The organism is Exiguobacterium artemiae, from assembly GCF_033342815.1.
GTDB classification, from domain to species: domain Bacteria; phylum Bacillota; class Bacilli; order Exiguobacteriales; family Exiguobacteriaceae; genus Exiguobacterium_A; species Exiguobacterium_A artemiae_A.
Genome location: NZ_JAWPEN010000006.1, coordinates 111071 through 134847 on the forward strand (window position 1 = coordinate 111071; position 23777 = coordinate 134847).

The window sequence follows — 23777 nt, forward strand, 5'->3', positions numbered from 1 at the left end:
TTTTGTCCACTCCCCCAAAAATATTCGCTTCACTCTTTGCCTGATCAAACTTCTCTGTTTTTAAGTTAGTTGCTTTGCGGGTTTTCTTTCAAACCGTTTTGTTCCACTTCTTGCGCTACTTTTCCGAGCACACCGTTGACGATTTTTGTTGCTTCTTCATCGGCAAAAGCTTTCGTTAATTCGATTGCTTCATTGATGGTTACCCGGACTGGAATCTTCGCTTCAAACAACAGTTCATACACCGCAAGACGAAGAATCGTCCGTTCGATGTTTCCGAGACGCTCAAATGACCAGTTCACGAGCGCAGCACGCAGCTTTTGATCAATTTCCGGTTTGTTTGCTTCGACTCCTTCAACCAATCGTGTCACAAACGTATCATATTCTTTACCTTCTACTGCGAATTCAATGGCTTCTTGTGCAGACAGATCCGAGAGTTCCATTTGGAACAAAGACTGTACTGCCAGTTCGCGTGCCATATGTCTTTTCATCATGATTTTACGTGCTCCTTTTTTTATCGTTCTCAATCAATTAGTTTAGCACATTCTTTTTTCAAAAAACATAGAGAACGGCAAAAAGACGGGAGTTAAATACAATCGACTCCCGTCCACGATTACTTCACGATTTCTGCTTTTAGTTCACGTTCTGTAAATTTCGTCGTAAACGTTCCACGACGGAATACGGGATGTGCCAACACTTGTTGATGGAAAGGAATCGTTGTTTTGACACCTTCAATCCAAAACTCGGACAATGCCCGTTCCATCTTCGCACAGGCTTCTTCACGAGTTTCAGCATGAACGATCAGCTTAGCGACCATCGAGTCATAGTACGGTGGAATCATGTACCCCGGATATACGGCACTATCAATCCGGACACCCATTCCGCCCGGTGCGACATATTGTGTGACGCGTCCGGCATGCGGACGGAAGTCATGATCCGGATCTTCGGCATTGATCCGGCATTCAATCGAATGACCACGGAATTCAATATCCTGCTGTTGGACAGCTAACGGGTGATCGAGTGCCACCTGGAGCTGTGCCTGAACAAGATCAAATCCTGTAATCATTTCCGTCACCGGATGTTCGACCTGAATCCGCGTATTCATTTCCATGAAGAAAAATTCTTCCGTTTCTTCCACAAAGATGAATTCGATCGTTCCGGCACCGGTGTAGTCAATCGCCTTCGCCGCTTTGACTGCCGCTTCACCCATCTTCAGACGGGTTGCAGGGCTGACAGCCGGTGACGGTGCTTCCTCAATCAGTTTTTGCATCCGGCGTTGGACGGTACAATCCCGCTCCCCGAGATGGATCACGTTTCCGTGACGATCGGCGAGTACTTGAACTTCGACATGACGAAATTCTTCGATGAAACGCTCGAGATACACTTCACTGTTTCCAAACGCCTGTTTTGCCTCACGGCGTGTTTCATCCAGGCCGGTTACAAGTTCTTCTTGTGAACGGGCGACACGGATGCCTCGTCCGCCACCACCGGCAGTCGCCTTGATGATGACCGGATAGCCGATCTCATCCGCCAATTGTAAGGCTTCCTCGTCTGTGACCGTACCGGCAGAACCGGGTACGACAGGTACACCGCAGGCAATCATCGTTTGTTTTGCGACATCCTTGATTCCCATTTGACGGATGGCAGCCGATGTCGGTCCGACGAATTTGATGCCACAGGCTTCACACATCTCGGCAAAATCAACGTTCTCAGCCAGGAAACCGTATCCCGGGTGAATCATCGTGACGTTCCGATTAGTTGCAACCGCCAGGATATTCGTGACATTCAAGTAAGAAGCCGTCGAACTGACATCTCCGATACAATATGCTTCGTCTGCTAAACGGACGTGCAAGGCATCCCGGTCCGCTGTCGAATAAACGGCAACCGTCTGAATACCAAGTTCTTTTGCAGCTCGAATGATCCGGACTGCAATCTCGCCCCGGTTCGCTATTAAAAGTTTTTCCATTGCCATCACCCCGCTCAAGGACGAATCCGGAAGAGAGGTTGTCCGAATTCAACAAGGTCTCCATCAGCGACGAGAATCTCGACGACCGTTCCGGCTACTTCCGAGTTCAGATTATTAAATAGTTTCATTGCTTCTAAGACACAGACGACTTGACCGACTTCGATCTGATCGCCGACTTTGACGAACGAAGGTTTGTCCGGATTCGGACGCGAATAAAACGTCCCGACCATCAATGCATTGATCGTTACCGTATCTGCTTCAACGCTCTGTTCTTCCGCAGCCGGTTCTGCGGCGACTGTCGCAGCTTGAGGCGCCGGTGTTGCCACGCGGGCCGGTGCTTCATGTGAGACCACGATGTTATCATTTTGTTTTTTTAGTTTTAACTTATACGTATCGGTTTCAAGAGAAAGTTCATTGACACTCGATTGGTCCAACATTTCGAGTACTTGCTTCAACTGATCGATTTTCATTTTTCTTCATCCCCTATCTCAACATTCACCTTTATTATTATACTTTAATATTATACCAGGTGCTAATTCCTACTCAAATACTAATATTAACTGGTCATACCAAAGGACGCAAGTCAAGACAAAAGGAAAAAACGCCCATCCGTCCAAGTCGAGGAGGAATAGGCGTTTCGAAAACTTGATTATCCGTTGTAACGCCCTGTGAAATCACCAGTACGTGTATCAACTGTTACTTTTTCTCCTGCTTCGATGAAGAGTGGTACATGGATGATATGTCCCGTTTCAACCGTTGCATTTTTCTTAACGTTTGAAGCTGTATCGCCTTTGACGCCCGGCTCTGCTTCAACAATCGTCATAACGATCGTGTTCGGCAATTCGATTCCGAGAACTTCACCGTTGTAGATCGCAATTTGAACTTCCATGTTTTCAAGAAGGAACGGGAGTGCCGCTTCGACTTGAGCCGTTGTCAATTCAAGTTGTTCGTATGATTCTGTATCCATGAAGACATATGTTTCACCCATCGGATACAGGTACTGCATTTTGTTGCGTTCGATGTGGGCACGTTCGACACGTTCGCCACCACGGAATGTCATCTCTTGAATGTTTCCGTTACGGATGTTACGCATTTTTGTCCGGACGAATGCTGCCCCTTTACCCGGTTTAACGTGTTGGAATTCAAGAACCTGCCAAATCATTCCGTCTGATGTTTTAATTGTGAGTCCTGTTTTTAAATCGTTTACTGATACCATGAAAAGTTCCTCCTAAATGTTGATCTTGCCGTTTTACAGTGTGATGAGTTCTTTTGGTGAAGACGAAAGAATTTCACGCCCTGATTCGGTGATCAAGACGTCATCTTCAATCCGACATCCTCCGACTTGCGGTACATAAATGCCCGGTTCAACCGTCACAATCATCCCAGGCTGCAGTTTCGTTTCAGAACGGAACGACAATCCTGGTCCTTCATGTACTTCCAACCCAATTCCATGCCCCGTCGAATGACCGAAATATTCCCCATATCCTGCATCCTTGATGATGTCACGCGTCAAAGCGTCTGCTTCAATTCCGGTGATTCCCGGACGTAACCCGTCAACGCCTGCGAGTTGTGCTTTGAGAACCGTATCGTAAATCTTTTGTAATTCCGGACTGATTGGTCCGATCGCCACAGTACGCGTGATATCCGAGACGTATCCGTTCAACAATGCACCGAAATCAAGCGTCACAAGTTCACCTGACTGAATCACTTTCGAACTGGCGACACCGTGTGGTAACGCTGAACGATACCCGGACGCAACAATCGTATCGAATGACGACGACGTCGCACCGTGTTTACGCATGAAGAACTCGAGTTCGTTCGAGACTTCAAGCTCTGTCCGGCCAGCTTGAATATACGTCAAGATGTGGTGGAACGTCGCATCTGCTAAATCCACCGCTTCCTTAATCATCTTAATCTCTGACGAATCCTTAATCAAGCGTAGGTTTTCAACGATTCCAGTCGTCGGAACCAATTCCACGGAAGATGCTTGATCGAACGCTTCGAATGCGCCGAGTGTCATCGCATCTTTTTCAACGCCGACTGCACGTACACGGGCTCCAGCCATCAATTCACCCATTGTTTCAGGGATTGACCGTTCAATCTGGACGATTTCCATTCCCTTCACTTGATCCGCAGCTTGTTCCGTGTAACGGAAATCCGTCACGAAATAAGCTTGTTCAGCCGTCACGAGACATGCACCGCTCGAACCGGTGAATCCAGAAATATATCGGATATTTTCTGCCTTCGTCACAAGAAGACCTGGTAAATCACGTTCTTTAAGAGCTGTTTGGAGTGCTTCAATACGATGTTTCATGTCTGTTTCCCCCTTTGATTATGTAGACGGTTGAATCAATGCTTCGACTGCGAACAAGTAACCTGTCATCCCTAATCCGCTGATGACTCCTCGGCAAACCGGTGCAAGCATCGAATGATGCCGAAATGCTTCGCGTGCATGAACGTTTGATAAATGAACTTCAATCGTCGGTACATCGATTGCCGCGATCGCATCACGCAACGCAACACTCGTATGCGTGTAAGCCGCCGCATTGAGGACGATTCCGTCATATCCGCGCGCTCCGTGTAAATAGTCGATCAATTCTCCTTCATGATTTGACTGGGCGAACTGAAAATCAACATCTTTAAAACGAGTCCGGACCAGACTTTCCAAATCCGATAGTGTTTGCGTGCCATATGTATCCGGTTCCCGTGTCCCGAGCAAATTCAAGTTCGGTCCATTCAAGACTAAAATCTGCATTTCATCACCTCCAGATTGTCTCTGTTATTGTATCATAAGTCGTTTTCCGCCTCCTAAATTTTCGACTGCTATTAACAGCTGAGCATAGTGTTTTTCTACTAAATCGAGTAAAATGACGGTACACGATATTTTATTTGAAGATGGGATGCGTTTCTCTATGAAAACTGCTCAAGCGCCCGTCGGTGGACAAGCCATCGTCGAAGGGGTCATGTTCCAAAATGCCACACATGCCGTCTCAGCCATTCGTCGAAATGACGATACGATTGAAACGTTCGAACAAAAAAAACCGATCCGGCCACGAATCGCCGTCGGTAAAAAAATCCCGTTGATCCGCGGATTATTTGCCTTAGTCGAATCGTCCGCGAACGGGGCAAGCCATATGAACTTTGCCAGTGACCGGTACGGGGTCAATCCGGGGGAAGAAGAGCCGGAAGAGGCTTCCCAAGGTCAACTGACGAAATGGCTTGGTGTCGCTGTCCTCGGTGTGCTGTCGTTCTTTTTCGGAAAACTGATGTTTACACTGCTTCCGGCTTTTTTAGCCTCTCTGTTCAGTTACTTCCCGGCACTGTCCGGTCATGTGATTCAAAATGTACTGGAAGCTGTAATCAAGTTGACGTTACTTTTTAGTTATCTCTATCTGATTTCCTTGACTCCACTCGTCAAACGGCTGTTTCAATATCACGGTGCCGAACACAAAGTCATCAACTGTGTCGAAAGCGGAAAGGCATTGACGGTCGAAAACGTTCGGACCAGCAGTCGCCTGCATTACCGTTGCGGTTCAAGTTTCTTGATTTTCACCGTCATCGTCGGCTTTTTCGTTTATTTAATCGTCCCGACCGACCCGTTATGGTTACGTCTCGTTTGCCGGATTGCGTTACTTCCTGTCGTCATTGGTTTATCTTTTGAGGTTTTACAATTAACAAATAAAGCCCAAAACATTAAAGGTTTGCGTGTCATCGCCTTGCCTGGCCTGTGGTTACAGTACTTGACGACAAAAGAACCGGATGATTCTCAGATCGAGGTTGCGATTTACGCGTTTGAAGCACTCGAAAAACAGGAACATAACCTACATGAGAATGCACTTGGTTAATTGATAACAGGGGTGATAATATGATTAGACAACGGATTGGTTCTACATTCGCACTTGTCGTGTTACTGTTTGCGTTCGTCGGCTTTGGATATAAGCTCGCCAATGATCCCGGTAGTCTGTTTTCACAATTACTGTTTTTTGCGATTACAGCTGGAATCATCTTCTTGCTGTTTAAATTTTTAACACGAAACAGTGTCAACAGCAGTACAAACTCTCAATATCGGAAATCTGTTGCGCAGTCTAAAAAAATGTACGCCAAAAACAATCCTTCACCCCGCCGGACCGATTTTAAGAAGAAGCCGGTTAAAACAACAAAAACAGCTACTTCTAATAAAGTCCGCCCCCTTCGCGACCGATCAAAAGCACCACATTTGACTGTCATCGAAGGAAAAAAAGGCAAAAAGAAAAAACGTGCTTTTTAAACAAATCAACAGTAGCTGTGTGCCTCAAAGGCACACAGCTACTGTTTTTTTTAATCCGTTTCGACCCAACCTACATACGGCAGATTCCGATACTCCTCAGCACAATCAATACCATAACCAACCACAAAATAATCGGGAATCTCAAATCCGACATAATCGGCATCGAGCGGTACTTCCCGTCGTGCCGGCTTGTCGAGTAACGTACAAATTTTCAAGACACCCGGCTTATGCAGCTTCATGTGTTCACACAAGAAACTTAAGGTATGCCCGGTATCGATGATATCCTCGACGACGACGACGTATTTCCCTTCGACATCAAGATCCAAGTCCTTTTTCAACTGGACGCGTCCTGATGAGACGGTTTTAGCCCCATACGATGAACAGGCAACTGTGTCGATTTGGACACTGCCTTTGATTTCACGCATCAAATCAGCAGCAAATACCATCGATCCTTTTAACACGACGACCAAAACAATTTGCCGTCCTGCCGCATCACGTTCAATTGCAACGGCAAGTTCTTTTACTTTGGCTGCAAGTTCCGACTCTGATACCAACTTTTCCTTAATCACGATTTCCATAACCGGATGGATCCCCATCCGTCACCCCCTTCGATGATTTCACGGTCAGTATAGCACATTCGATGCCGATTAACCGTACTATAACGATATTTTATTATATATCGTTCGTCTTTTAAGGATTTTGATACAAAAAAAACAAGTACACTTATTCTTCCGGGTGTACTTGCTGGTGTTTTTGAAATTCTTCTTGTAACTCAGGACGTTCGGCAAAAAATTGAATCATCCCGTTGATCTTATCAAGCGCTTCAATACTGATGTGATGTTCGATTCCTTCCACGTCTTTGTAGATCAATGATTCATCTACTCCGACCAGGCGCAGAAAATCTTCTAACAACGCATGCCGTTCGACAAGACGTTTTCCGATTTTCCGTCCTTTTGCCGTCAGCATCAATCCGCGGTACTTTTCGTAGACCAGATACTCTTCCCGGTCTAACTTCTGCACCATTTTCGTGACGGACGACGGATGGACGCCTAACAGTTCTGCAATATCGGACACACGGGCATATCCTTTTTCTTCAATCAACATATAAATCTGTTCTAAATAATCTTCCATACTCGGAGTCGGCACGACATCACCTTCCAATCCATCTCTTTAGCGCTTCCAGTTCCATTCTTCACTACGATACTTCTCTGCCAAACGTTCAATTTCCTGCCATTGGGTGTTGTTGAACTCAAGAGGCGTGAACGTCAATTGAAGCGTTTCTTCAAATCCTTTTAAAAATGCAACACGGACTTCTTCGAATGAAACGGAGCGTCCTGCCAACTCATTTAAAGCAACCGCTTTTCCGGCGAATCGCGTTTTCATTCGTTCACGCATCGTCTCATCTTCGTAAAGAAAGCAATCAAACAATTCCCCTTCATCCACTGACAGCGGCACGGAACCATGTTGCAACACGACGCCTTGATGCCGGACTTGTGCACTTCCGGCCACTTTTCGTTTCCCGACTGCAAGTTCGTAATACGATGCCGCATCAAAACAGACGGCAGACTTCGGTTTTCGCAATTCTTCTTTTTCTTCCTCTGTCATCGGAACCGAAAATTCAACGGGAATCCCTAAATGATGATACCCTTTACGGATTCCTTCTGTCAGCATCCGGTAACTTTCAATGACGGTTTTCGGAACCCCTTCCATCTGTTCGGGAAGAATCACACTGTACGTCAATTCATCCGCATGCAGGACGGCCCGGCCGCCGGTCATCCGGCGAACGATTGGAATCCCCAGTGCCTCGATCCGGTTTCGGTCAATATCTTTAGTCGCCCGTTGGAAATGACCGACACTTAACCCTCTTGGTTCCCATGAATAAAAACGAAGTGTCGGTGCCACTTCGCCGCGACCGACAAAACCGATTAAAGCTTCATCAATTGCCATGTTTAATGCCGGTTCCATTCTTTCAGTCGTCAATACTTGCCACTCTCTGATCAAGTGAACACCCCCAGAAACGTTTCCGTATTAGTGTATCAGACCCTTTCTATCCTGCGCAACGACGAGTCGATTGCCGAAATCGATTTCGTTTACTATAATGGTAAAGATGTTATATGAACGAAGGGGTTGGAACTTAGATATGGAAATCAGTACAATCATCACGATCGTATTATGGGTGGCTTTGATCGCTTATATCGTATGGCGCTTCATGCCGGTCAAAGGAATAACAAAACTTTCGCAAGAAGAATTCCGGGCAAATTACCGGAAAGCACAAATCGTGGACGTCCGCGAGACACAGGAATTCAAAGGCGGACATATCATCGGAGCCCGTAACATACCGGTCAGTCAGATGAAAATGCGCTCTAAAGAATTACGCAAGGACATGCCGATCTATTTGTACTGTCAAGGCAACATGCGTTCTTCGCAAGCGGCCAAAGTCCTGAAAAAAGCAGGTTATACAAATCTGTATCAACTTAAAGGCGGCTTTAAGCAGTGGACTGGAAAAGTCAAACGCAGCTGATTCCTCTTATTTCATAAAAAAACCATCCCCGTCAACTGAGACGCGGGATGGTTTTTTGGGTTTACACGTGTACTTCTTGTTTCGGCTGATAACGTAAAATCGGCTTGCGGGCCGCTAATGTCTCATCCATTCGTTTGACGACCGTCGTATGCGGTGCGTTTAAGACGACGTCCGGTGTTTCTTCCACTTCTTTTGCGATCTGGAGCATCGCATCACAGAAGGCATCAAGCGTCTCTTTCGATTCGGTTTCCGTCGGTTCGATCATGATACATTCTTCGACATTCAACGGGAAGTAAATCGTTGGCGGATGATATCCGAAGTCAAGCAGACGTTTTGCGATATCGAGTGTCCGCACGCCAAGTGCTTTTTGACGACGGCCCGACAGGACAAATTCGTGTTTGCAATAGACGTCATAAGGGGCATCATATGCGCCTTTCAGACGTGCCAGCATATAATTGGCATTCAAGACGGCTTCTTTTGAAACGCGGGCAAGTCCTGCGCCTCCCATTGTCCGGATATAACTGTAAGCCCGGACGTTGATACCGAAGTTTCCGTAGAACGGTTTGACACGTCCGATTGATTCCGGACGGTCGTAATCGAGTACAAAACCGTCTGCGGTCTTAGCAACAATCGGTTTTGGCAGATACGGAATCAAATCTTTTTTGACACCGACCGGACCTGAACCCGGACCGCCGCCGCCGTGAGGACCCGTAAACGTCTTATGGAGATTCAAGTGGACGACATCAAAGCCCATGTCTCCCGGACGTGCAATTCCCATGATCGCGTTTGAGTTCGCGCCGTCATAATACAGTTTTCCGCCGGCTTCATGGACCGCTTTCGCAATCTCGACGATATCCGACTCAAACAGACCAAGCGTATTCGGGTTCGTCAGCATCAATGCGGCCGTATCTTCCCCGACTTTACTCTTTAGGTCAGCTAGGTCAACTAATCCGCGCTCATCAGATAAGACGGTCACGGTGTCAAAACCAGCGACAGAAGCCGATGCCGGATTTGTTCCGTGGGCGGAGTCCGGGACAAGAACTTTCGTCCGTTTAAAGTCACCCCGGGCATGGTGATAAGCTTTGATTAACATTAATCCTGTCCACTCACCATGCGCTCCCGCTGCCGGTTGCAACGTCACTTCGTCCATACCGGTAATGACCGCAAGTTTTTCTTGTAAATCGTACATCAGTCCGAGAGCCCCTTGAACGCTCTCAACCGGTTGCAACGGGTGGATATGTGCGAATCCAGGGAGACGTGCCATATCTTCATTGATTTTCGGATTGTATTTCATCGTACATGAACCAAGCGGATAGAATCCGGAATCGACCCCGTGATTTCGGTTCGAAAGCGCTGTATAGTGACGGACAAGATCGAGTTCGGACACTTCCGGCAACTCGACGTCTTCCTTGCGCAACAAATGGGCAGGCAGTAATTCTTCCGCCGCTACTTCGTCAACCGTCGGAAGCGGTAAACTGTATGCGATACGACCGGCTTTTGAGATTTCAAAAATCAATGTCTGTTCACTAGTTTTATGCATGAGTCAGTCCTCCTAACGCAGTCACGAATTGATCCAATTCTTCTTTTGTCCGTAGTTCAGTTGCACAAACGAGCATTTGGTTGCTCCGGCTTTCGTCGAACGTACCAAGCGGCAGTCCGCCGATGATTCCGGCTTTTAATAACTGTTTGCTTGCTTGTGTCGCATCGATCGGCAATTCAACGACAAATTCATTGAAGCTCGGACCGTCGTCAACGATGTGGAACCCTGCTTTCACCAATGACTTTTTCAACGCATATGCGGTCTGAAGATTACGGGTTGCCAGTTCACGGATTCCGCGTTTTCCCAGTGCACTCATTGCGATTGATGCAGCCAAAGCGTTTAAGGCCTGATTCGAACAGATATTCGAAGTCGCTTTATCACGACGGATGTGTTGCTCACGTGCTTGTAACGTCAGGACGAACCCACGTTTTCCGTCTTCATCGACCGTCTGACCGACAAGACGTCCCGGAATTTTTCGCATCAAGGCTTTTGTCGTCGTAAAGTATCCACACGTCGGTCCACCGAAGCTCTGCGGAATGCCGAACGGTTGGCAGTCCCCGATCGTAATGTCTGCGCCGAGCTTACCAGGCGCCTCTAACAAACCGAGTGCAAGCGGATTGGCCGAGACAATGAATAGACCGCCTTTCGCATGTGTCGCGTCGGCCAGTGCCTGTAAGTCTTCGACACGTCCATAGAAGTTCGGATACTGTACGATGACGCAGGCGACATCATCCAGTGCATCCAGGTTCGCAATCGCCGTTTCCCCATTCACGAGCGGCAGTGTCTCGACTTCAAGTCCGGGACCGTTTGCATATGTCCGTACGACATCGTGCGCTTCCGGATGGACACCATCCGAGAGAACGATTGTTTTTTTCTTCTTGTGGGCACAGGCAAGCATCGCCGCTTCAGCAAGTGCGGTGATCCCGTCGTACATGGAAGAGTTCGCGACATCCATTCCTGTCAGTTCACAAATCATCGTTTGGTACTCGAAGATTGCCTGTAGCTCTCCTTGCGAAATTTCAGGCTGATACGGCGTGTACGCCGTATAGAACTCAGACCGGAGTAACATATGATTGACGACAGCCGGTGCATAGTGGTCATAAATGCCGGCACCTAGGAACGACGGATACTGTTTCGTATTCATGTTTTGATCGGCAAGTTTCGAGAGCGTTCGAATCAAGTCAGTTTCCGGTAACGGAATGCCCACTTCTTCCAACGTCCCTTGGTCACGTACACTTGCCGGAATATCGGCAAGCAGATCTTCTATCGAGTCTGCACCAATCGTCTGTAACATTTCTTTTTCATCTTCTTGCGTCATCGGTAAATAACGAAAATCCATCTTTTATGTCCCCCTTATTTGCTCCGGCGATAGAATGGCGTATCAATTCGTTTTGCTGCCAGTTTTTTTCCGCGTACTTCGATTTCAAATGTTTCCTCGGTCGCATATTCCGTCGGCACAAGTGCTAACGCAATGGCTTTACCAATTGTCGGTGGTAATGTACCCGTCGTAACGAATCCGACAGTTTCCCCATTTACCAAAACAGGAGCATCTTGACGAGCGATCCCTTTATCCGTCAGTTCAAGACCGATCAATTGACGACGCGGTCCGTCCTCTTTCTGTTTCAACAAGACTTCCGATCCGACAAACGACTTCACTTGCGGTTTAACGGCAAATCCCATCCCTGCTTCAATCGGTGAAATCGTCGCTGATAACTCGTGTCCGTATAACGGCAGGCAGGCTTCAAATCGTAACGTATCCCGGGCACCCAGCCCGCACGGTACGACATCCGCTTCCAATAACGCATTCCAGACCGCTGATGCGTCTGCTGACGGCATATACAATTCGAAACCGTCTTCCCCTGTATAACCGCTGCGTGATACAAGCATCTCGACTCCAGCCAATTCTCCTTGCGCAAAGCGGAAAAATTTGATGTCTTCCAGCTTGAGTGCCGTCAGTTCCTGCAACACTTCAACAGCTTTTGGACCTTGAACGGCAATTTGACCGTAGGCATCCGATTGATTTTCAAGCAACACGTCCCCCGTCAGATACTGACGTAAGTGTGCTTCATCTTTCTCGATGTTGGATGCATTGACGACAAGCAGGTAATCCTGTTCGTCCAAACGATATACCAACAAATCGTCTACTGTCCCGCCGTCTTCTTGACATAAGACGTTGTATTGAGCCTGTCCGATCGCAATCTTCGAGATATCATTCGACAGCGTCTGTTGCAAAAACGCTAACGCATCTGATCCGGAAACAAATAACTCGCCCATATGGGATACATCAAACATCCCGACACGTTCCCGCACCGCTGTATGCTCTTCCTTGATGGATGAAAACAGAACTGGCATTTCAAACCCTGCAAAATCGACCATTTTCCCCGTTGGTGCAATGATGTCGAACAATGGCGTTCTCTTCAATGTCGTCTGACTCATACTTTTCCCCCTAATTACGAACATTTTCAATTCCTTTTCTCTTTATTGTTCAACTTTCAATTACATTCTACCAATTTAGAATCTTTTATTCTAGGTTTATTCGGAAATTGAACAAAAGGAAAGAGAGAAAGGACAAAGTCCCTTCTCTCCTATTGTTTCATATTCAGCCGATGAAAGCCATTTCAAAATGGTTTGAGTCCGGCAGTATGTTCAACTTCTGTTTTAAGACGTTGCCCTTCAGCAATGAGTTGACGTCCTCCTTGCTCGACACGCTTCCCTTCCGCGACCAAATGATCAATGTTTCCTTTAATTTGATCGATCCGGCTTGTCGTATGATCAATGCCCGTTTGCAACGTTTGTTGACGAATTGAAAAACGTTCCAGCAGTTGTTTGAGCACTGCCACATCTTTTGAAATTTTCTTCTTGTATAAGCTTAACCCGAAAATCACCAGACCGATGATGGCTAAGACGATAATTCCAAGATTGATCCAAATCATACGTTCTCCTCCAGTATCGATTCAATTTCTTTTGCCAGTTCGCGGACGGTTTTTGTTCCGTCCAAGCGGATATTGGCCAACCGTGCGTAGACGGGACGCCGTCTCCGAAATAACTTTTCGACTGTCATCCGTGATTTGACAAGTGGACGGGATGGATCTGTCCTGATCCGATTCCAGACCAGATGGAACGGCGTATCAATCCAGATGATGAGTCCCGATTCTTGCATGAGCGTCCGATTTTCTAAACGCTCGATAATTCCGCCTCCCGTGATGACAATCTCTGCTTCGCTGTTTCGTAACAATTCGACTTCCCGATCCCGAAATCCTGTTTCGCCGTATTTTGCGAAGAAATCCGTAATCGAACCGTATTCCAGGACGAAGCGTTCATCCAATTCCTCGACATCGTAACGTGTCTGAAGATGACGTCCAATCGCTGTTTTACCAGTTCCCATAAAACCAATCAAATAAACCTTATCCATTCGAAACGACCGCCTCGATTCTCTGTCCGTTATCTAGTATCGCTTCCATTTTAAAGCCTTTATCTGTCCGTGTACAGATAACCCGGCCAATCGGATACCGAACGGTTTCATCTTGACGGCAGTCGTCCGTCGCGGCTCGTACCAGCGACTCGAGTTGTAACGCCTCTTTCTCCAGTTGAATCTGCTTGACCGCTTCATCCATCTGATGACAGCCTAACAAGATGGCCACACCTATCCCGAGCAGGAGTAACAAGGTTTGAATCAGGATGAACCCGTCTTCTTGCACTGAACGGTTCGCTGACGCTGATTGAGCTCGAAAATCAGCGTCTGTCCTTCCTGCCGGACCTGATAATGCGTTACATCGTGGGCATAAGTCAATTCGCCTCCAAATTCTTTTTTCAATCGGATTTGATTTTGTACACGGACGAGCCGCCACTTGATCGGCTCTTCTTCCGGATCGACGTCCACGCCGTGAATCTCATCCCCCTTTTTCTCACACGAAGTACTTCGCCACATCAGCCGTTCAATCGTATGAAAAAATAACTCTTCATCCATCCGCTGTTCCTGATGTGCGGTACTGACGACTTGTGTCATGGCAATCAGACTAATCAATAAGAGCGGGCTCAGCCAAAGGACCAACGAAATTTCGAGGAGTGTCGTTCCGGATTGAGCTCGCCAAACAGAGCCCTTCACTACACCACATCCCTTCCCGGATATCGTATCCCGTTCTTTTTTCTGCGATTTGATCGGATGCCATTTGATCGAGCCGCCGCGTTTCGACCAGCAATTGATTTTTCTGCTTTTGAACAGACAAAACAGGATCGATTGCGAGTATCAGGAAAAATGCGATGGCAACCATTGACAAGACGACTTCAAGGAGTGTGAATCCCTGTTGCTGAACACTTATATTTTTCACGGTCTTCACCTCATTTTTTGAATCAGCATCTGATAGTTGCCGAGTAAAAATTTGATTTCAAATGCTTGTGTCGTCGATTGACAGACCCAGGTCGAGGCATACGTCGAATGATAACTTTTAAAATAAATGATGCGTCCGTTTGAAGGTACGACACAGGAGTGCCCCGGTTGAAACGTCCGTTGCCATAACAGCCGGTCATTCGCCATGACCAAATAACCTTTCCCGTCATTTTTCCAACGAAGCTGCATCTGATTCTGGTCACTCGTTTTAGAATACTGAATCAGTCGAAGTGTCTGGATATCCTGCTCGAGTATTCCAATGTCCTGTTCCAACGTATACAAGGCCGGCCGCCGATCAATGACGGTCGGCAACAGTAACACTAACAGGCATCCGATCATTACCAGGACAACCGTCATCTCAATTAATGTAAATCCGTCATTTGACTTTCGTAAGTTCCCCAGTCTTTGCATCATACGTATAGGTCTCCTGATCGCAAGCAAGCTCGTTCGGCTTTTCCGCCGTTCCCCGATTGATGGTTTGCAGTGATTCCGGATATTTTTTCTCCTTCGCATAGTAAAGGTTCACTTCGGAACGGATGACACGGATGTTTGCTTCGCAACTGACTCCTTTCGCCTGATCTTTCCCGCTTGTCATCGTCGGAATCAATACGAGTAAAAGCAAAGAAATGATCAGCAGGACGGCTGCCATTTCGAGCAATGTAAACCCTCGTTGATTTTGAATAAACCGTTTCATTTAATCGACTCCTCGTCTCTTTAAAATGGAAGTTGCTGAATCGCGAGTTGGATCGGATAATACAGAATCAAGAATAGTGTGCCTGTCATCACGGTTAACCCTCCGTACAATGCCGGTTCAATCAGCAACAGTTTCTTTTCGACTTCTTCCTCAATCGATTCATGCAATAATGCTGCCTGCTCCAGTAACAAAGGACCTAAATCACCACTTTCCCGTGCAATATGAACCAATCCGACAGTTTCAACATCAATGATGTTTTCATCCTGCATCGCTTCCGATAACGGTTGACCGCTTTTTTGACGGTGATGCAACATCTGGTACATGTGTTTCTTTTTACCGGTTTGCCCTTGTTCCAAGGCATGAAAAGCTTCTTCCAATGAAAATCCGGCATCGATGAAGGAGCCGACCTCGATTGTAAACAGATAGCTGTAATACAAACGAAGCATTTTTTGAATTATCTTCATCCGCAACAGTCGTTTTATCGGGATACGGCGGATCAGAAGAATCAGTCCGACCATCGTTGTCAGTGGAGCAAATGCCATGACGTACTTGGCGGAAGGATGAATGAGGGGACGGACGAACGGAGGTAAGGTAGCCGGATTCGACATCTCGAGCAGGGAAGGAAATACGTACAGGGCATAAAACATGAACAGCAACAGCAGACTGACAGCCAAGACAATCGGATAACGTGCCATCTTCCAAAATTTCTTTTTCATCTGACTTTCAAGCTCAAGTAATCGGATGACTTGTCGTAAAATCATCAGCGGACGTTCCGTTTGATCGCCTACTGTAAGTAATTGTTGTAAAGCGGTCGGCAGGTTTAACGGTTCGAGGGCAAACGAAAGCCGGTTGCCCTGTTGTAATCGTTTTTGAATCTCACGAATGACCGGAATAAGCAAAGGGTCTTCAAAACGAATCAGTATATCCAATGCCTCTTTTGTTGAGATTCCTTTTGACAAGAGGCGATGGAATCGATTTAAGAACCGACCTTTGCTAGCGCTTGTAAGTTTTCGACGGTACAGCGCACGTTCCCCTCCTCCCGATATAGATGAATGATTTTTTTGCATACTGATAATTCTTCTTTCGTTATACCTAATGTCCTTAATCGCAGCATCGCCTCAGCAATCGATCCTGCATGTAGCGTAAACAACACGACATGACCGCTCAGTGCCGCATTGATGGTCAATCGTGCCGCTTCCGCCGTTCTCACCTCACCAAAAGCAATCCAGTCCGGATCAGCCCGGAGAATTTCTTCAAAGCACCGGGTTGCATCAAAACCAGCCTTCGCATTTAACTCCAGCTGTAAAATTCCCGGTACGCTGCATTCGATCGGATCTTCGACCGAAATAATCCGTTTCCCTTCCATCGAGGCCATCAACGAGTAAAGCATCGTCGTTTTCCCCGCTCCTGTCGTGCCCGAAATGATAATGCATCCATGTGTTTGTTGTTTCATCCAGATTAAATCGTCTTCAGGATCAAGCAAACCGGCCGCAACTTTGTCAGACACGACCGCCCGGTAAAATCGCCAGGACATGGCATCACCATATCGGCTCGGTAAGATGGAAACACGCATCCCGTTCTCTTCCAGAGGATAAAGACCACTTTGAGGAATTCGTTCATTCTGTTCCTTCAGGTTGGCTTCATAGCGAATGTGACTGACGATCGACCGGTACTGTTCAATCGGTATCGAGGATTGTTCGTTTAACCCGCCATTCGCCCGACAGATGACTTGTGCCGTTTGGTCACCTGGAATAAAATGCACATCTGTCGCTCCAACCGTTTCAAATTGATGAATCAATTGACTGATCTGTTCTCTCAACCCAACACCTCCTTAATCAAAAAATACAAAAAAAAAGAAGCCAAAACAAATCGGCTTCTTTAAGATACTTGGGCAATAATTCGGTTTTTACGTTTCGCAAGTGTCTCGAGTCCTGGTTTATCGTATCCGATTACAAGTTGTTTACCGTCAGTAATGATTGGACGGCGTAACAATTTTGGATTGTCACTCATCAAACGAAGCAGCTCGCTTAATTTCATGTCATCGACATCAATTCCCAAATCTTTAAATGCTTGGCTGCGTGTCGCCAGTAAACTTTCGATTCCATCTGTTGAAAGTTTAAGCAATTCCATCAACTCATCTACTGTTGGAGCATTTCTGAACAGATGACGTTCCTCTACATCAACATGTTCCTCTTTTAACCATGATTTCGTTTTACGACAAGATGTACAGCTTGGATACGTGAAAAATATCAACTCATTCGCCATTATTGCTCCTCCTCTCAAAATCTACGCTTCTCATTACAGAAACTATACCACGCCTTTTTCCTTTTGTACACCTTTTGTACAACTATTGTACAACTTTTTTTCAAACTTCATCTTTTGTTCACAGTTATTCCTTAACAAACACTAGAACATGATGGACGGATGATTGTTTGCTTGGTAAAATAAGTACGTATATTGACTATCTGTCGGATTTAGGGGGTTATATGAATGGGGAGAATGTACCGCGTACTCGGATTTTGGACTGGCATCATTGCAGTCATGGCATTTATCGGCGCTCTAGGTGGAGATGCCAGCTCAAGTGAACATACGGATTCATTTTTAGTTATGGGCTTCGTCTTCTTGGCACAAACAGTATTTTTTGCAGCATTAGGCTATCTTCGCCTAACTGAAAAAACGTATGTCTACATTTTTGCAGCGTACTTAACAGTATTCTTTATCGTCTTCACGTATTGGTCCAACTTCCAAATGTGAACAAAAACCCCTCGCCTTCGAATGAAGACGAGGGGTTTTTTTATTTCTTCAGAAAAAAGGATTGTGTTTGATTTCCTGACGTAACGTCGTTTCCGGTCCATGTCCCGGATAAAATGTCGTATCGTGCGGTATTTCTGCAATCACACGATCGATGGACCGCGTCAGGACCTCTTGGTCACCACCTTCAAGATCGGTTCGACCGACACTCCGCTTGAAAATCAAATCCCCTGCAAATGCAACCTGCTCTTTTTTAAAATAAAACGTGACACTGCCCGGCGAATGTCCCGGTGTTTCCAAAACATGAAACTGGAATGGTCCAATTTCCAACGGGCCACTTGTCAGCACTTGTTCGGCCGGTTTCACCTTTAATGGTGGCATGTTGAACTTAATCGATCCATTCAGATTCGGATTCGACAACCATTTCATTTCCTTTGGATGAATATAGGCAGGTGCAGACGTAAAACGTCGTAACATATCCACACCACCAATATGATCAAAATGAGCATGCGTCAAAAGGATTGCTTCGACTTTTGCTTCGCGCTTTTCAATTTCATCAAAAAAACGCATATCTTCCGTTCCCGGATCAATCACTAAACATTTTCCTTCTTTAAAAAGAAGGTAGCCGTTTTCTGAAGCCATACCTGAAGTAATACTTACGATTTCCATCTCATCAAACTCCTTTGTTGATATTCTTCTCTACTATACACGAAATTGTCGAAAGTTCGTCGTCCCCCCTCTCGACTTTATTCGCTCAGTCGGCTAAACTAAAAAGTGAGATTTAAGTGAAATCTTCGTGAACTTCATAACGTGATTTTTAAGGGGGAGTACGTCATGCATTTGGATCAACCAATCGGTTGGCTTTTCTTTATCGTTGCACTCGTCGGCGTGTGGGCCGTCTTGCGTTCACTTAAGAAACGTCAAATGTTTCCACTCGTATTTGCTGGACTGACTGTTATCTTATTCGGTTGGTTTGGTATTGCGACATTGATTTTCGGCGGAATTCCGTCATAATCATGGTTTACACAAAAAAGGTCAGCATTCCAAATCGGAGTGCTGACCTTTTTCGTAGTCCTGACAGTATGGAAATAATACCTCAAAAAAAGACGGGAACGATTACACATCGTTCCCGTCTGTTGCATTATTTAGAAGTTTGAAGGAAACGTAACAGATCACCATAGATGACTTTGTCCGATAAACCTAGTTCTTTCTCAGACTGTTTGACGGACTCTTTACAGATAGCGCCGTCTTTCTCGTCTGTGACTTCTTCACCGGTCTTACGGTCATAACATGTCTCTTGTGTGTAGACTGTCTTATCCGTTACGACAGAACCGTCCCGGAACAACGCATAATCTTTATGTTCTTTCGAGAACAGATCCGTTCCAAACAATACTTCATCTTTGAAATCGTAACCGAGCAGATTTAACAATGTCGGTTTGATGTCGATTTGACTTGCGACATCATCATGTTTGACGCCTTTGTCTTGTCCAGGCAAGTGGATGACGAACGGTACACGTTGCAATTGAGCAACGTCATATGGTGTCAACTCGTCTTTTTTCAACAATTCCGCCATCGCAGCATTGTGATTCGTCGAGATTCCGTAATGATCGCCGTACAGCATGAAGATCGTATCATCCCATGTGCCGTCTTTCTTTAATCCTTCGATGAATTTACCGAGCGCCATGTCCTGATAGGCGAGTGCTTGAACATAATGATTCAAGGTCGTCGAACTCGTTTCAAGTGGTGGCACGAGCTCATCTTCCGGTTTTGGCATTTCGAATGGATAGTGATTCGTTAACGTAATGAATTTCGAGTAGAATGGGCGCGGAAGATCTTTCAGCATCGGTAACGATTGCTCAAAGAACTTATCGTCCAGTAATCCCCACTCTGTTAAATCTTCTGGATTACCTAAATCATAATCGGTTTCCGAGAAGAAACGGTCAACTCCGAAACTGTTGTAAACGATATCCCGGTTCCAGAATGACTTGTTGTTCGCATGGAAAACAGCTGAATAATAACCGTCTTCTTTTAACATTTCAGGTGTGGCGCGGAATTCATTTTCTCCATTTGTGAAGAATGCGGATCCACGACCGAGTGGATAGATCGAGTTTTCCAAGATAAACTCGGCGTCCGATGTTTTCCCTTGTCCCGTATTGTGATAGAAATTATCCCAATAGTGCGAGTCTTTGATCAGTTTATTAAGGTTCGGTGTGATTTCTTGACCGTTCGGTGCTTTTAAGCCGACAGCAAACGATTGAGCTGACTCAAATGAAACCACGATGACGTTTTTCCCTTTATACTTCCCAAACATCGCCGGATTCGGTTCAGCGTACTTCGAATCTACAAACCCTTGAACTTCAGAGAGCTCCGAGCTATCTGCCAATGCTTTTTGTGCTGACGTTTTCGATTGAATCAGCGCATCGTACATATGGAAGTTAAACGTCCCGATATTTTTAACGAGAAGCTCGCGGTCAAACGCACGTGTCAATAGTTCCGGGCGTTCTGTTTCCGCAAGTGCCAAGTTCCCAAGGAAAACGGCTGTTGCTGCGACGAAAGCGAGAATCGCACGTCCGCGTGATGCAATATTTTTCGACATATCCATTTTTCGAAGGAAGAATGGAAGAATCAACAAGTCACCAACAATCAGCAGATCCGCCCATGATAATAATGAACCGAGCGATGCTGAAACGGTCTCTGCATTCGATGTTTGGAACAGAACCGGTAATGTCAGGTAATCATTGAAGAAACGGAAGAAAATGATATCCGCATACAGGACGAGTGTTGCCACGACAAGGGTCCCGTAGATAAACCATTTTTGAACGTTTCCGCGGAAGAAGAAACTGAATCCAAACATAAACAGTGCCGAACTGATTGGATTGATCAGTAAGATGAATGCCTGAGCCGAATTGGTGACTGGCACATTAAAAAAGAGCGTATACGCCAAATATGTTTTTAACCAAATCAGAAGTGTCGCAATCCAAAAGAGCTTGTGCTCCTTATACGTGCTGCGTACACCTTGACCCACCTTTAGCCGCATACGCGACCAGATGCTTGAGTCTTGCTGCATAAAAACCTGCCTCCTAATATACGTGTGTCCTTTTTAATCGAACGTTTACACGTCTTACATGTCTTATCTATTTATACCCGTATCACGTGAAAATTTTACGCTTACTTTTACAAAAATGCAACCGGAATCGGGTCGATACTTTACAATCACATACTTTTATTACGTTTGTAAATAAAAAAAAGATTCGAAATATCGAATCTTTTTTTAAAACATTTACTTATTATTTTTTCAGAAACATTTGTTTCGCCAACCAAGCACAGCCGATGACACCGGCATCGTTGCCCAGTTCGGCGATTTTGAAAGTCGTTGATCCGAAGACCCGCGGTAAAGCAAATCGCTTAAATGTCTCTTGTAATGGAGCCATCAGCGCCTCGCCTGCTTTTGAAACGCCACCGCCAATGACGATGATTTCAGGATTAAAGCTGTTGGCTAAATTCGAAATGGCGAGTCCAAGGTGGAACGTTACTTCTTCCACGACCTCGGTCGCTACCGCATCCCCTTGCGAATACGCTTCAAACACATCTTTTGCCGTAACCGCTTTGATGTCGTTCAAAGAAGTGACCTGTCCTTTTCGTTTTTCAAGACCAAGCCGGGCGACACCTGTTGCGGAAGCAATCGTTTCCAAACACCCTTTACGACCGCAACCACACATGACACCACCTTCCGGCAACATCGTGATATGACCGATTTCACCAGCCATACCGACTGTGCCGTGAACGATTTGACCGTTTGTGATCAGTCCGCCTCCGACTCCGGTTCCGAGTGTAACGGCAAGCAGTTCTGTCGCTCCGCTTCCGGCCCCTTTCCACATCTCACCGATTGCTGCTGCGTTCGCGTCATTCTCGATCACTGCCGGTAAACCGGTTAAACGCTCAAATTCTCCTACGAGTTCGAAATTGTTCCAGCCGATATTGACCGCTTTTTCGACGACACCCGTGTTAAAGTCGATGAATCCCGGTGCCCCGATTCCGGCTCCGACAAAATCTTCAACGCGTTTATTGCTTTGCTGGCATTTTTCAAAGAAAGAACGGGCGATGTCTCCCGGAATTTGTTCCCCATCATTTAAGATAACCGTTTCGATTTCCCATTTTTCCACGATAATTCCTTGTAAGTCTAAAATCGCCATCTTGACCGTCGTTCCGCCGATATCTACACCCAGTAACCACTTCATCGTCATAACTCCCTTATGATAAAAGATTCTTCCCTTTTATTTTAGCTGATTCATTCACCTGTGCAAAGGGTTGCACAATATTTTCATGATTTTCTCGATTGTTGTAACTCGTATGCCAAAATCACTTTTGCAGAATCATATTGTTTTTTCTCCAGTACACCCGCCTGCTCCAGCTCATCGAGTTCCAGCATCATCATCGCAATGTCCGATTCCCGGTCGCCGAGATAAACGATTGTCCCGTATGATTTGAGCAATTGCTGAACGTCATAAAGTGTTTTCATCGTTCATCGGCTCCTTTACAAACGCGTCCAGTAAATCGTATGTCGCTTGAAGTGACGTTTCATGTGTCCGCTCATAAGAATGACTCGATTCAATCCCGGGACCGAGTAAACCGTGTCGGACGTCATGCCCGGCATGGACCGCTGCTGAAGCATCCGAGCTGTAATACGGGTAGATATCCACCTTGTACGGGATCGTATGCTGTTGTGCCAATCGTGTGAACTGGTGACGTAAGGCAAGATCGTACGGACCTGAACCATCTTTCGCACAAATTGATACGGTGTACTCATCCGAATGTTGTCCTTCTCCGAGTGCTCCCATATCAACTGCAATATATTCGGCGACATCTTCAGAAAAACCGGCATTCCCTCCAAATCCAACTTCTTCATAGTTCGAGATCAGAATATGGACAGGATGTGGCAGCGTCAAGGTTTTCCATTTTTTGACGAGCTCCAATAATAAAGCGACGGACGCTTTGTCATCAAGATGACGTGATTTGACGAATCCTGTCTCCGTGTGGACGAATCGCGGATCGAACGTCACGATATCCCCTACTTCAATTCCGGCAACCCGCGTTTCTTCTGCCGTCGTCGAACGGATATCAAGACGGACCTCGATATTGGTCGCGCTCCGCTCTTCCGTATTTGTCACACGTGATGTATGGACGCTTGAATGATGAAATACGATCGTTCCGGAAACCGTCTGTCCGTCCATCTTGTGAACTAAACAGTTTTCCCCCTCGATTGCTGTCCACGCATAGCCGCCAAGCTGCGAAAGACTGAGACGGCCGGTCGGCAAGATTTCTTTGACCATCGCTCCCAACGTATCGACATGCGCCGTCAACAGTCGGATTCGCGGTGACTCGCCCGGCAACATCGCAAGCAATGCCCCTTTTTCTAATTTTTTATATGAAATACCTTCCTCTTTGAACCGGCTTTCTACATATGTAAGTGCGTGAGCGGTGAATCCGGTCGGGCTAGGAATCTCCACTAAATCACGAATCGTCTGAACAACTGCCTGCATCTGTTCCACTCCTTTTTAAATGTTTTTTCCTTCTATAATGATACCAAAAGATGGAACAGGCGGATACTGATTCACCGTTTCTGCCGTCTGCCCTTTCAATAAAAAAAGTCGTAG

General features: G+C 46.1%; 32 protein-coding genes. 5 read left to right on the forward strand and 27 right to left on the reverse strand.

From position 1 onward, the window contains the following. Nucleotides 1–65: 65 nt before the first annotated feature. The 6 genes from nusB to aroQ form a co-directional block, all read right to left on the reverse strand. Nucleotides 66–491, reverse strand: a complete 426-nt coding sequence (nusB, locus tag R7V76_RS08100; protein WP_114596348.1) for a transcription antitermination factor NusB — start codon at nucleotides 489–491, stop codon at nucleotides 66–68. A 119-nt stretch (nucleotides 492–610) separates the two neighbouring features. After that, complete coding sequence (gene accC, locus R7V76_RS08105; protein WP_214766098.1) at nucleotides 611–1963, reverse strand: acetyl-CoA carboxylase biotin carboxylase subunit; 1353 nt, start codon at nucleotides 1961–1963, stop codon at nucleotides 611–613. A 14-nt stretch (nucleotides 1964–1977) separates the two neighbouring features. Then, complete coding sequence (gene accB / locus R7V76_RS08110) at nucleotides 1978–2433, reverse strand: acetyl-CoA carboxylase biotin carboxyl carrier protein (RefSeq protein ID WP_318091971.1); 456 nt, start codon at nucleotides 2431–2433, stop codon at nucleotides 1978–1980. A gap of 179 nt (nucleotides 2434–2612) precedes the next feature. Beyond that, nucleotides 2613–3179 (reverse strand): elongation factor P, encoded by a 567-nt coding sequence (gene efp / locus R7V76_RS08115; protein WP_012369804.1) that lies wholly within the window; start codon nucleotides 3177–3179, stop codon nucleotides 2613–2615. 33 nt (nucleotides 3180–3212) lie between these two features. Beyond that, entirely contained in the window at nucleotides 3213–4277 is a 1065-nt protein-coding gene (locus R7V76_RS08120; protein ID WP_318091974.1) for a M24 family metallopeptidase, read from the reverse strand. An 18-nt stretch (nucleotides 4278–4295) separates the two neighbouring features. Then, nucleotides 4296–4718, reverse strand: coding sequence for a type II 3-dehydroquinate dehydratase (gene aroQ, locus R7V76_RS08125; RefSeq protein WP_318091975.1), 423 nt, complete (start codon nucleotides 4716–4718; stop codon nucleotides 4296–4298). Between the two features lie 157 nt (nucleotides 4719–4875). On the opposite strand from aroQ, the gene R7V76_RS08130 reads away from it, so the two are divergent. Together R7V76_RS08130 and R7V76_RS08135 are read left to right on the forward strand one after the other, a co-directional pair. Then, nucleotides 4876–5808 (forward strand): DUF1385 domain-containing protein, encoded by a 933-nt coding sequence (locus R7V76_RS08130; RefSeq protein ID WP_318091977.1) that lies wholly within the window; start codon nucleotides 4876–4878, stop codon nucleotides 5806–5808. A gap of 20 nt (nucleotides 5809–5828) precedes the next feature. Beyond that, nucleotides 5829–6230, forward strand: coding sequence for an SA1362 family protein (locus R7V76_RS08135; RefSeq protein ID WP_318091978.1), 402 nt, complete (start codon nucleotides 5829–5831; stop codon nucleotides 6228–6230). A 50-nt stretch (nucleotides 6231–6280) separates the two neighbouring features. Here R7V76_RS08135 and hpt read toward each other — a convergent pair whose 3' ends face one another. The 3 genes from hpt to R7V76_RS08150 all read right to left on the reverse strand — a co-directional run bounded on the left by hpt (nucleotide 6281) and on the right by R7V76_RS08150 (nucleotide 8231). Further along, complete coding sequence (gene hpt, locus R7V76_RS08140) at nucleotides 6281–6808, reverse strand: hypoxanthine phosphoribosyltransferase (protein WP_290831021.1); 528 nt, start codon at nucleotides 6806–6808, stop codon at nucleotides 6281–6283. 145 nt (nucleotides 6809–6953) lie between these two features. After that, nucleotides 6954–7376 (reverse strand): transcriptional regulator MntR, encoded by a 423-nt coding sequence (gene mntR, locus R7V76_RS08145; protein ID WP_012369798.1) that lies wholly within the window; start codon nucleotides 7374–7376, stop codon nucleotides 6954–6956. A gap of 24 nt (nucleotides 7377–7400) precedes the next feature. Next, entirely contained in the window at nucleotides 7401–8231 is an 831-nt protein-coding gene (locus R7V76_RS08150; protein ID WP_290830177.1) for a lipoate--protein ligase family protein, read from the reverse strand. 139 nt (nucleotides 8232–8370) lie between these two features. Between R7V76_RS08150 and R7V76_RS08155 the strand changes: the two genes are divergently transcribed. After that, complete coding sequence (locus tag R7V76_RS08155) at nucleotides 8371–8751, forward strand: rhodanese-like domain-containing protein (RefSeq protein WP_114596356.1); 381 nt, start codon at nucleotides 8371–8373, stop codon at nucleotides 8749–8751. Nucleotides 8752–8812: 61 nt separating this feature from the next. On the opposite strand, the gene gcvPB is transcribed toward R7V76_RS08155, so the two are convergent. The 13 genes from gcvPB to R7V76_RS08220 form a co-directional block, all read right to left on the reverse strand. Continuing rightward, complete coding sequence (gene gcvPB / locus R7V76_RS08160) at nucleotides 8813–10291, reverse strand: aminomethyl-transferring glycine dehydrogenase subunit GcvPB (protein ID WP_318091980.1); 1479 nt, start codon at nucleotides 10289–10291, stop codon at nucleotides 8813–8815. After that, nucleotides 10284–11630, reverse strand: coding sequence for an aminomethyl-transferring glycine dehydrogenase subunit GcvPA (gene gcvPA, locus R7V76_RS08165; RefSeq protein ID WP_318091981.1), 1347 nt, complete (start codon nucleotides 11628–11630; stop codon nucleotides 10284–10286). The genes gcvPB and gcvPA overlap by 8 nt, the downstream gene beginning before the upstream one ends. Before the next feature lie 14 nt (nucleotides 11631–11644). Continuing rightward, a complete protein-coding gene (gene gcvT, locus R7V76_RS08170; RefSeq protein WP_318091982.1) occupies nucleotides 11645–12727 on the reverse strand; it encodes a glycine cleavage system aminomethyltransferase GcvT in 1083 nt (360 codons plus the stop codon). Nucleotides 12728–12909: 182 nt separating this feature from the next. Then, nucleotides 12910–13224 carry a hypothetical protein gene (locus R7V76_RS08175; protein ID WP_012369792.1) on the reverse strand — a complete coding sequence of 105 codons (315 nt, stop codon included), beginning with the start codon at nucleotides 13222–13224 and terminating at the stop codon, nucleotides 12910–12912. Beyond that, nucleotides 13221–13703 (reverse strand): shikimate kinase, encoded by a 483-nt coding sequence (locus tag R7V76_RS08180; protein WP_318091983.1) that lies wholly within the window; start codon nucleotides 13701–13703, stop codon nucleotides 13221–13223. The genes R7V76_RS08175 and R7V76_RS08180 overlap by 4 nt, the downstream gene beginning before the upstream one ends. Then, complete coding sequence (locus tag R7V76_RS08185; RefSeq protein WP_318091984.1) at nucleotides 13696–13989, reverse strand: hypothetical protein; 294 nt, start codon at nucleotides 13987–13989, stop codon at nucleotides 13696–13698. The genes R7V76_RS08180 and R7V76_RS08185 overlap by 8 nt, the downstream gene beginning before the upstream one ends. Then, nucleotides 13965–14342, reverse strand: a complete 378-nt coding sequence (locus tag R7V76_RS08190) for a hypothetical protein (RefSeq protein ID WP_318091985.1) — start codon at nucleotides 14340–14342, stop codon at nucleotides 13965–13967. Before R7V76_RS08190 ends, R7V76_RS08185 begins: the two co-directional genes overlap by 25 nt. Then, nucleotides 14308–14619 (reverse strand): PulJ/GspJ family protein, encoded by a 312-nt coding sequence (locus R7V76_RS08195; RefSeq protein ID WP_012369788.1) that lies wholly within the window; start codon nucleotides 14617–14619, stop codon nucleotides 14308–14310. Before R7V76_RS08195 ends, R7V76_RS08190 begins: the two co-directional genes overlap by 35 nt. Nucleotides 14620–14624: 5 nt before the next feature. Then, entirely contained in the window at nucleotides 14625–15092 is a 468-nt protein-coding gene (locus tag R7V76_RS08200; protein ID WP_318091986.1) for a prepilin-type N-terminal cleavage/methylation domain-containing protein, read from the reverse strand. Then, complete coding sequence (locus R7V76_RS08205; RefSeq protein WP_012369786.1) at nucleotides 15055–15372, reverse strand: competence type IV pilus major pilin ComGC; 318 nt, start codon at nucleotides 15370–15372, stop codon at nucleotides 15055–15057. The genes R7V76_RS08200 and R7V76_RS08205 overlap by 38 nt, the downstream gene beginning before the upstream one ends. 20 nt (nucleotides 15373–15392) lie before the next feature. After that, entirely contained in the window at nucleotides 15393–16331 is a 939-nt protein-coding gene (locus R7V76_RS08210; RefSeq protein WP_318091987.1) for a type II secretion system F family protein, read from the reverse strand. Between the two features lie 17 nt (nucleotides 16332–16348). Beyond that, nucleotides 16349–17191, reverse strand: coding sequence for an ATPase, T2SS/T4P/T4SS family (locus R7V76_RS08215; protein ID WP_318091988.1), 843 nt, complete (start codon nucleotides 17189–17191; stop codon nucleotides 16349–16351). A 59-nt stretch (nucleotides 17192–17250) separates the two neighbouring features. Beyond that, complete coding sequence (locus R7V76_RS08220; RefSeq protein WP_012369783.1) at nucleotides 17251–17637, reverse strand: Spx/MgsR family RNA polymerase-binding regulatory protein; 387 nt, start codon at nucleotides 17635–17637, stop codon at nucleotides 17251–17253. A gap of 225 nt (nucleotides 17638–17862) precedes the next feature. Here R7V76_RS08220 and R7V76_RS08225 point away from each other — a divergent pair, with 225 nt between their 5' ends. Beyond that, on the forward strand, nucleotides 17863–18126 hold the full coding sequence (locus R7V76_RS08225) for a DUF2626 family protein (protein ID WP_012369782.1): 264 nt from the start codon (nucleotides 17863–17865) through the stop codon (nucleotides 18124–18126). A gap of 48 nt (nucleotides 18127–18174) precedes the next feature. Here the strand turns inward: R7V76_RS08225 and R7V76_RS08230 are convergent, their stop codons facing one another. Then, entirely contained in the window at nucleotides 18175–18792 is a 618-nt protein-coding gene (locus R7V76_RS08230) for an MBL fold metallo-hydrolase (RefSeq protein WP_318091989.1), read from the reverse strand. Between the two features lie 165 nt (nucleotides 18793–18957). On the opposite strand from R7V76_RS08230, the gene R7V76_RS08235 reads away from it, so the two are divergent. Beyond that, the gene (locus R7V76_RS08235) at nucleotides 18958–19137 is read left to right on the forward strand and encodes a DUF2759 domain-containing protein (protein ID WP_012369780.1); all 180 of its coding nucleotides are present in this window, start codon (nucleotides 18958–18960) and stop codon (nucleotides 19135–19137) included. A 127-nt stretch (nucleotides 19138–19264) separates the two neighbouring features. Here R7V76_RS08235 and R7V76_RS08240 read toward each other — a convergent pair whose 3' ends face one another. From R7V76_RS08240 to R7V76_RS08255, 4 genes are all read right to left on the reverse strand, one after another. Further along, complete coding sequence (locus R7V76_RS08240) at nucleotides 19265–21190, reverse strand: LTA synthase family protein (RefSeq protein ID WP_318091991.1); 1926 nt, start codon at nucleotides 21188–21190, stop codon at nucleotides 19265–19267. A gap of 220 nt (nucleotides 21191–21410) precedes the next feature. After that, nucleotides 21411–22361 carry an ROK family glucokinase gene (locus R7V76_RS08245; protein ID WP_318091992.1) on the reverse strand — a complete coding sequence of 317 codons (951 nt, stop codon included), beginning with the start codon at nucleotides 22359–22361 and terminating at the stop codon, nucleotides 21411–21413. Nucleotides 22362–22444: 83 nt separating this feature from the next. Next, nucleotides 22445–22642: a YqgQ family protein gene (locus R7V76_RS08250; protein WP_012369777.1), complete on the reverse strand. Its 198-nt coding sequence runs from the start codon at nucleotides 22640–22642 to the stop codon at nucleotides 22445–22447. Beyond that, nucleotides 22626–23663, reverse strand: coding sequence for a M42 family metallopeptidase (locus tag R7V76_RS08255; RefSeq protein ID WP_318091994.1), 1038 nt, complete (start codon nucleotides 23661–23663; stop codon nucleotides 22626–22628). Before R7V76_RS08255 ends, R7V76_RS08250 begins: the two co-directional genes overlap by 17 nt. Nucleotides 23664–23777: the final 114 nt, after the last annotated feature.

Bases quoted from the DNA above. Each gene is read 5' to 3' on its own strand.
- R7V76_RS08240 (WP_318091991.1), bottom strand. From the start codon at position 21,190: ATGCAGCAAGACTCAAGCATCTGGTCGCGTATGCGGCTAAAGGTGGGT.
- R7V76_RS08250 (WP_012369777.1), bottom strand. From the start codon at position 22,642: ATGAAAACACTTTATGACGTTCAGCAATTGCTCAAATCATACGGGACA.
- R7V76_RS08135 (WP_318091978.1), top strand. From the start codon at position 5,829: ATGATTAGACAACGGATTGGTTCTACATTCGCACTTGTCGTGTTACTG.
- R7V76_RS08180 (WP_318091983.1), bottom strand. From the start codon at position 13,703: ATGGATAAGGTTTATTTGATTGGTTTTATGGGAACTGGTAAAACAGCG.
- R7V76_RS08205 (WP_012369786.1), bottom strand. From the start codon at position 15,372: ATGAAACGGTTTATTCAAAATCAACGAGGGTTTACATTGCTCGAAATG.
- R7V76_RS08200 (WP_318091986.1), bottom strand. From the start codon at position 15,092: ATGATGCAAAGACTGGGGAACTTACGAAAGTCAAATGACGGATTTACA.
- accC (WP_214766098.1), bottom strand. From the start codon at position 1,963: ATGGAAAAACTTTTAATAGCGAACCGGGGCGAGATTGCAGTCCGGATC.
- R7V76_RS08120 (WP_318091974.1), bottom strand. From the start codon at position 4,277: ATGAAACATCGTATTGAAGCACTCCAAACAGCTCTTAAAGAACGTGAT.
- R7V76_RS08225 (WP_012369782.1), top strand. From the start codon at position 17,863: ATGGGGAGAATGTACCGCGTACTCGGATTTTGGACTGGCATCATTGCA.
- R7V76_RS08255 (WP_318091994.1), bottom strand. From the start codon at position 23,663: ATGCAGGCAGTTGTTCAGACGATTCGTGATTTAGTGGAGATTCCTAGC.
- R7V76_RS08155 (WP_114596356.1), top strand. From the start codon at position 8,371: ATGGAAATCAGTACAATCATCACGATCGTATTATGGGTGGCTTTGATC.
- aroQ (WP_318091975.1), bottom strand. From the start codon at position 4,718: ATGCAGATTTTAGTCTTGAATGGACCGAACTTGAATTTGCTCGGGACA.
- gcvT (WP_318091982.1), bottom strand. From the start codon at position 12,727: ATGAGTCAGACGACATTGAAGAGAACGCCATTGTTCGACATCATTGCA.
- gcvPA (WP_318091981.1), bottom strand. From the start codon at position 11,630: ATGGATTTTCGTTATTTACCGATGACGCAAGAAGATGAAAAAGAAATG.
- R7V76_RS08175 (WP_012369792.1), bottom strand. From the start codon at position 13,224: ATGATTTGGATCAATCTTGGAATTATCGTCTTAGCCATCATCGGTCTG.
- R7V76_RS08130 (WP_318091977.1), top strand. From the start codon at position 4,876: ATGAAAACTGCTCAAGCGCCCGTCGGTGGACAAGCCATCGTCGAAGGG.
- accB (WP_318091971.1), bottom strand. From the start codon at position 2,433: ATGAAAATCGATCAGTTGAAGCAAGTACTCGAAATGTTGGACCAATCG.
- hpt (WP_290831021.1), bottom strand. From the start codon at position 6,808: ATGGAAATCGTGATTAAGGAAAAGTTGGTATCAGAGTCGGAACTTGCA.
- nusB (WP_114596348.1), bottom strand. From the start codon at position 491: ATGATGAAAAGACATATGGCACGCGAACTGGCAGTACAGTCTTTGTTC.
- R7V76_RS08220 (WP_012369783.1), bottom strand. From the start codon at position 17,637: ATGGCGAATGAGTTGATATTTTTCACGTATCCAAGCTGTACATCTTGT.
- gcvPB (WP_318091980.1), bottom strand. From the start codon at position 10,291: ATGCATAAAACTAGTGAACAGACATTGATTTTTGAAATCTCAAAAGCC.
- R7V76_RS08245 (WP_318091992.1), bottom strand. From the start codon at position 22,361: ATGAAGTGGTTACTGGGTGTAGATATCGGCGGAACGACGGTCAAGATG.
- R7V76_RS08230 (WP_318091989.1), bottom strand. From the start codon at position 18,792: ATGGAAATCGTAAGTATTACTTCAGGTATGGCTTCAGAAAACGGCTAC.
- R7V76_RS08235 (WP_012369780.1), top strand. From the start codon at position 18,958: ATGCATTTGGATCAACCAATCGGTTGGCTTTTCTTTATCGTTGCACTC.
- efp (WP_012369804.1), bottom strand. From the start codon at position 3,179: ATGGTATCAGTAAACGATTTAAAAACAGGACTCACAATTAAAACATCA.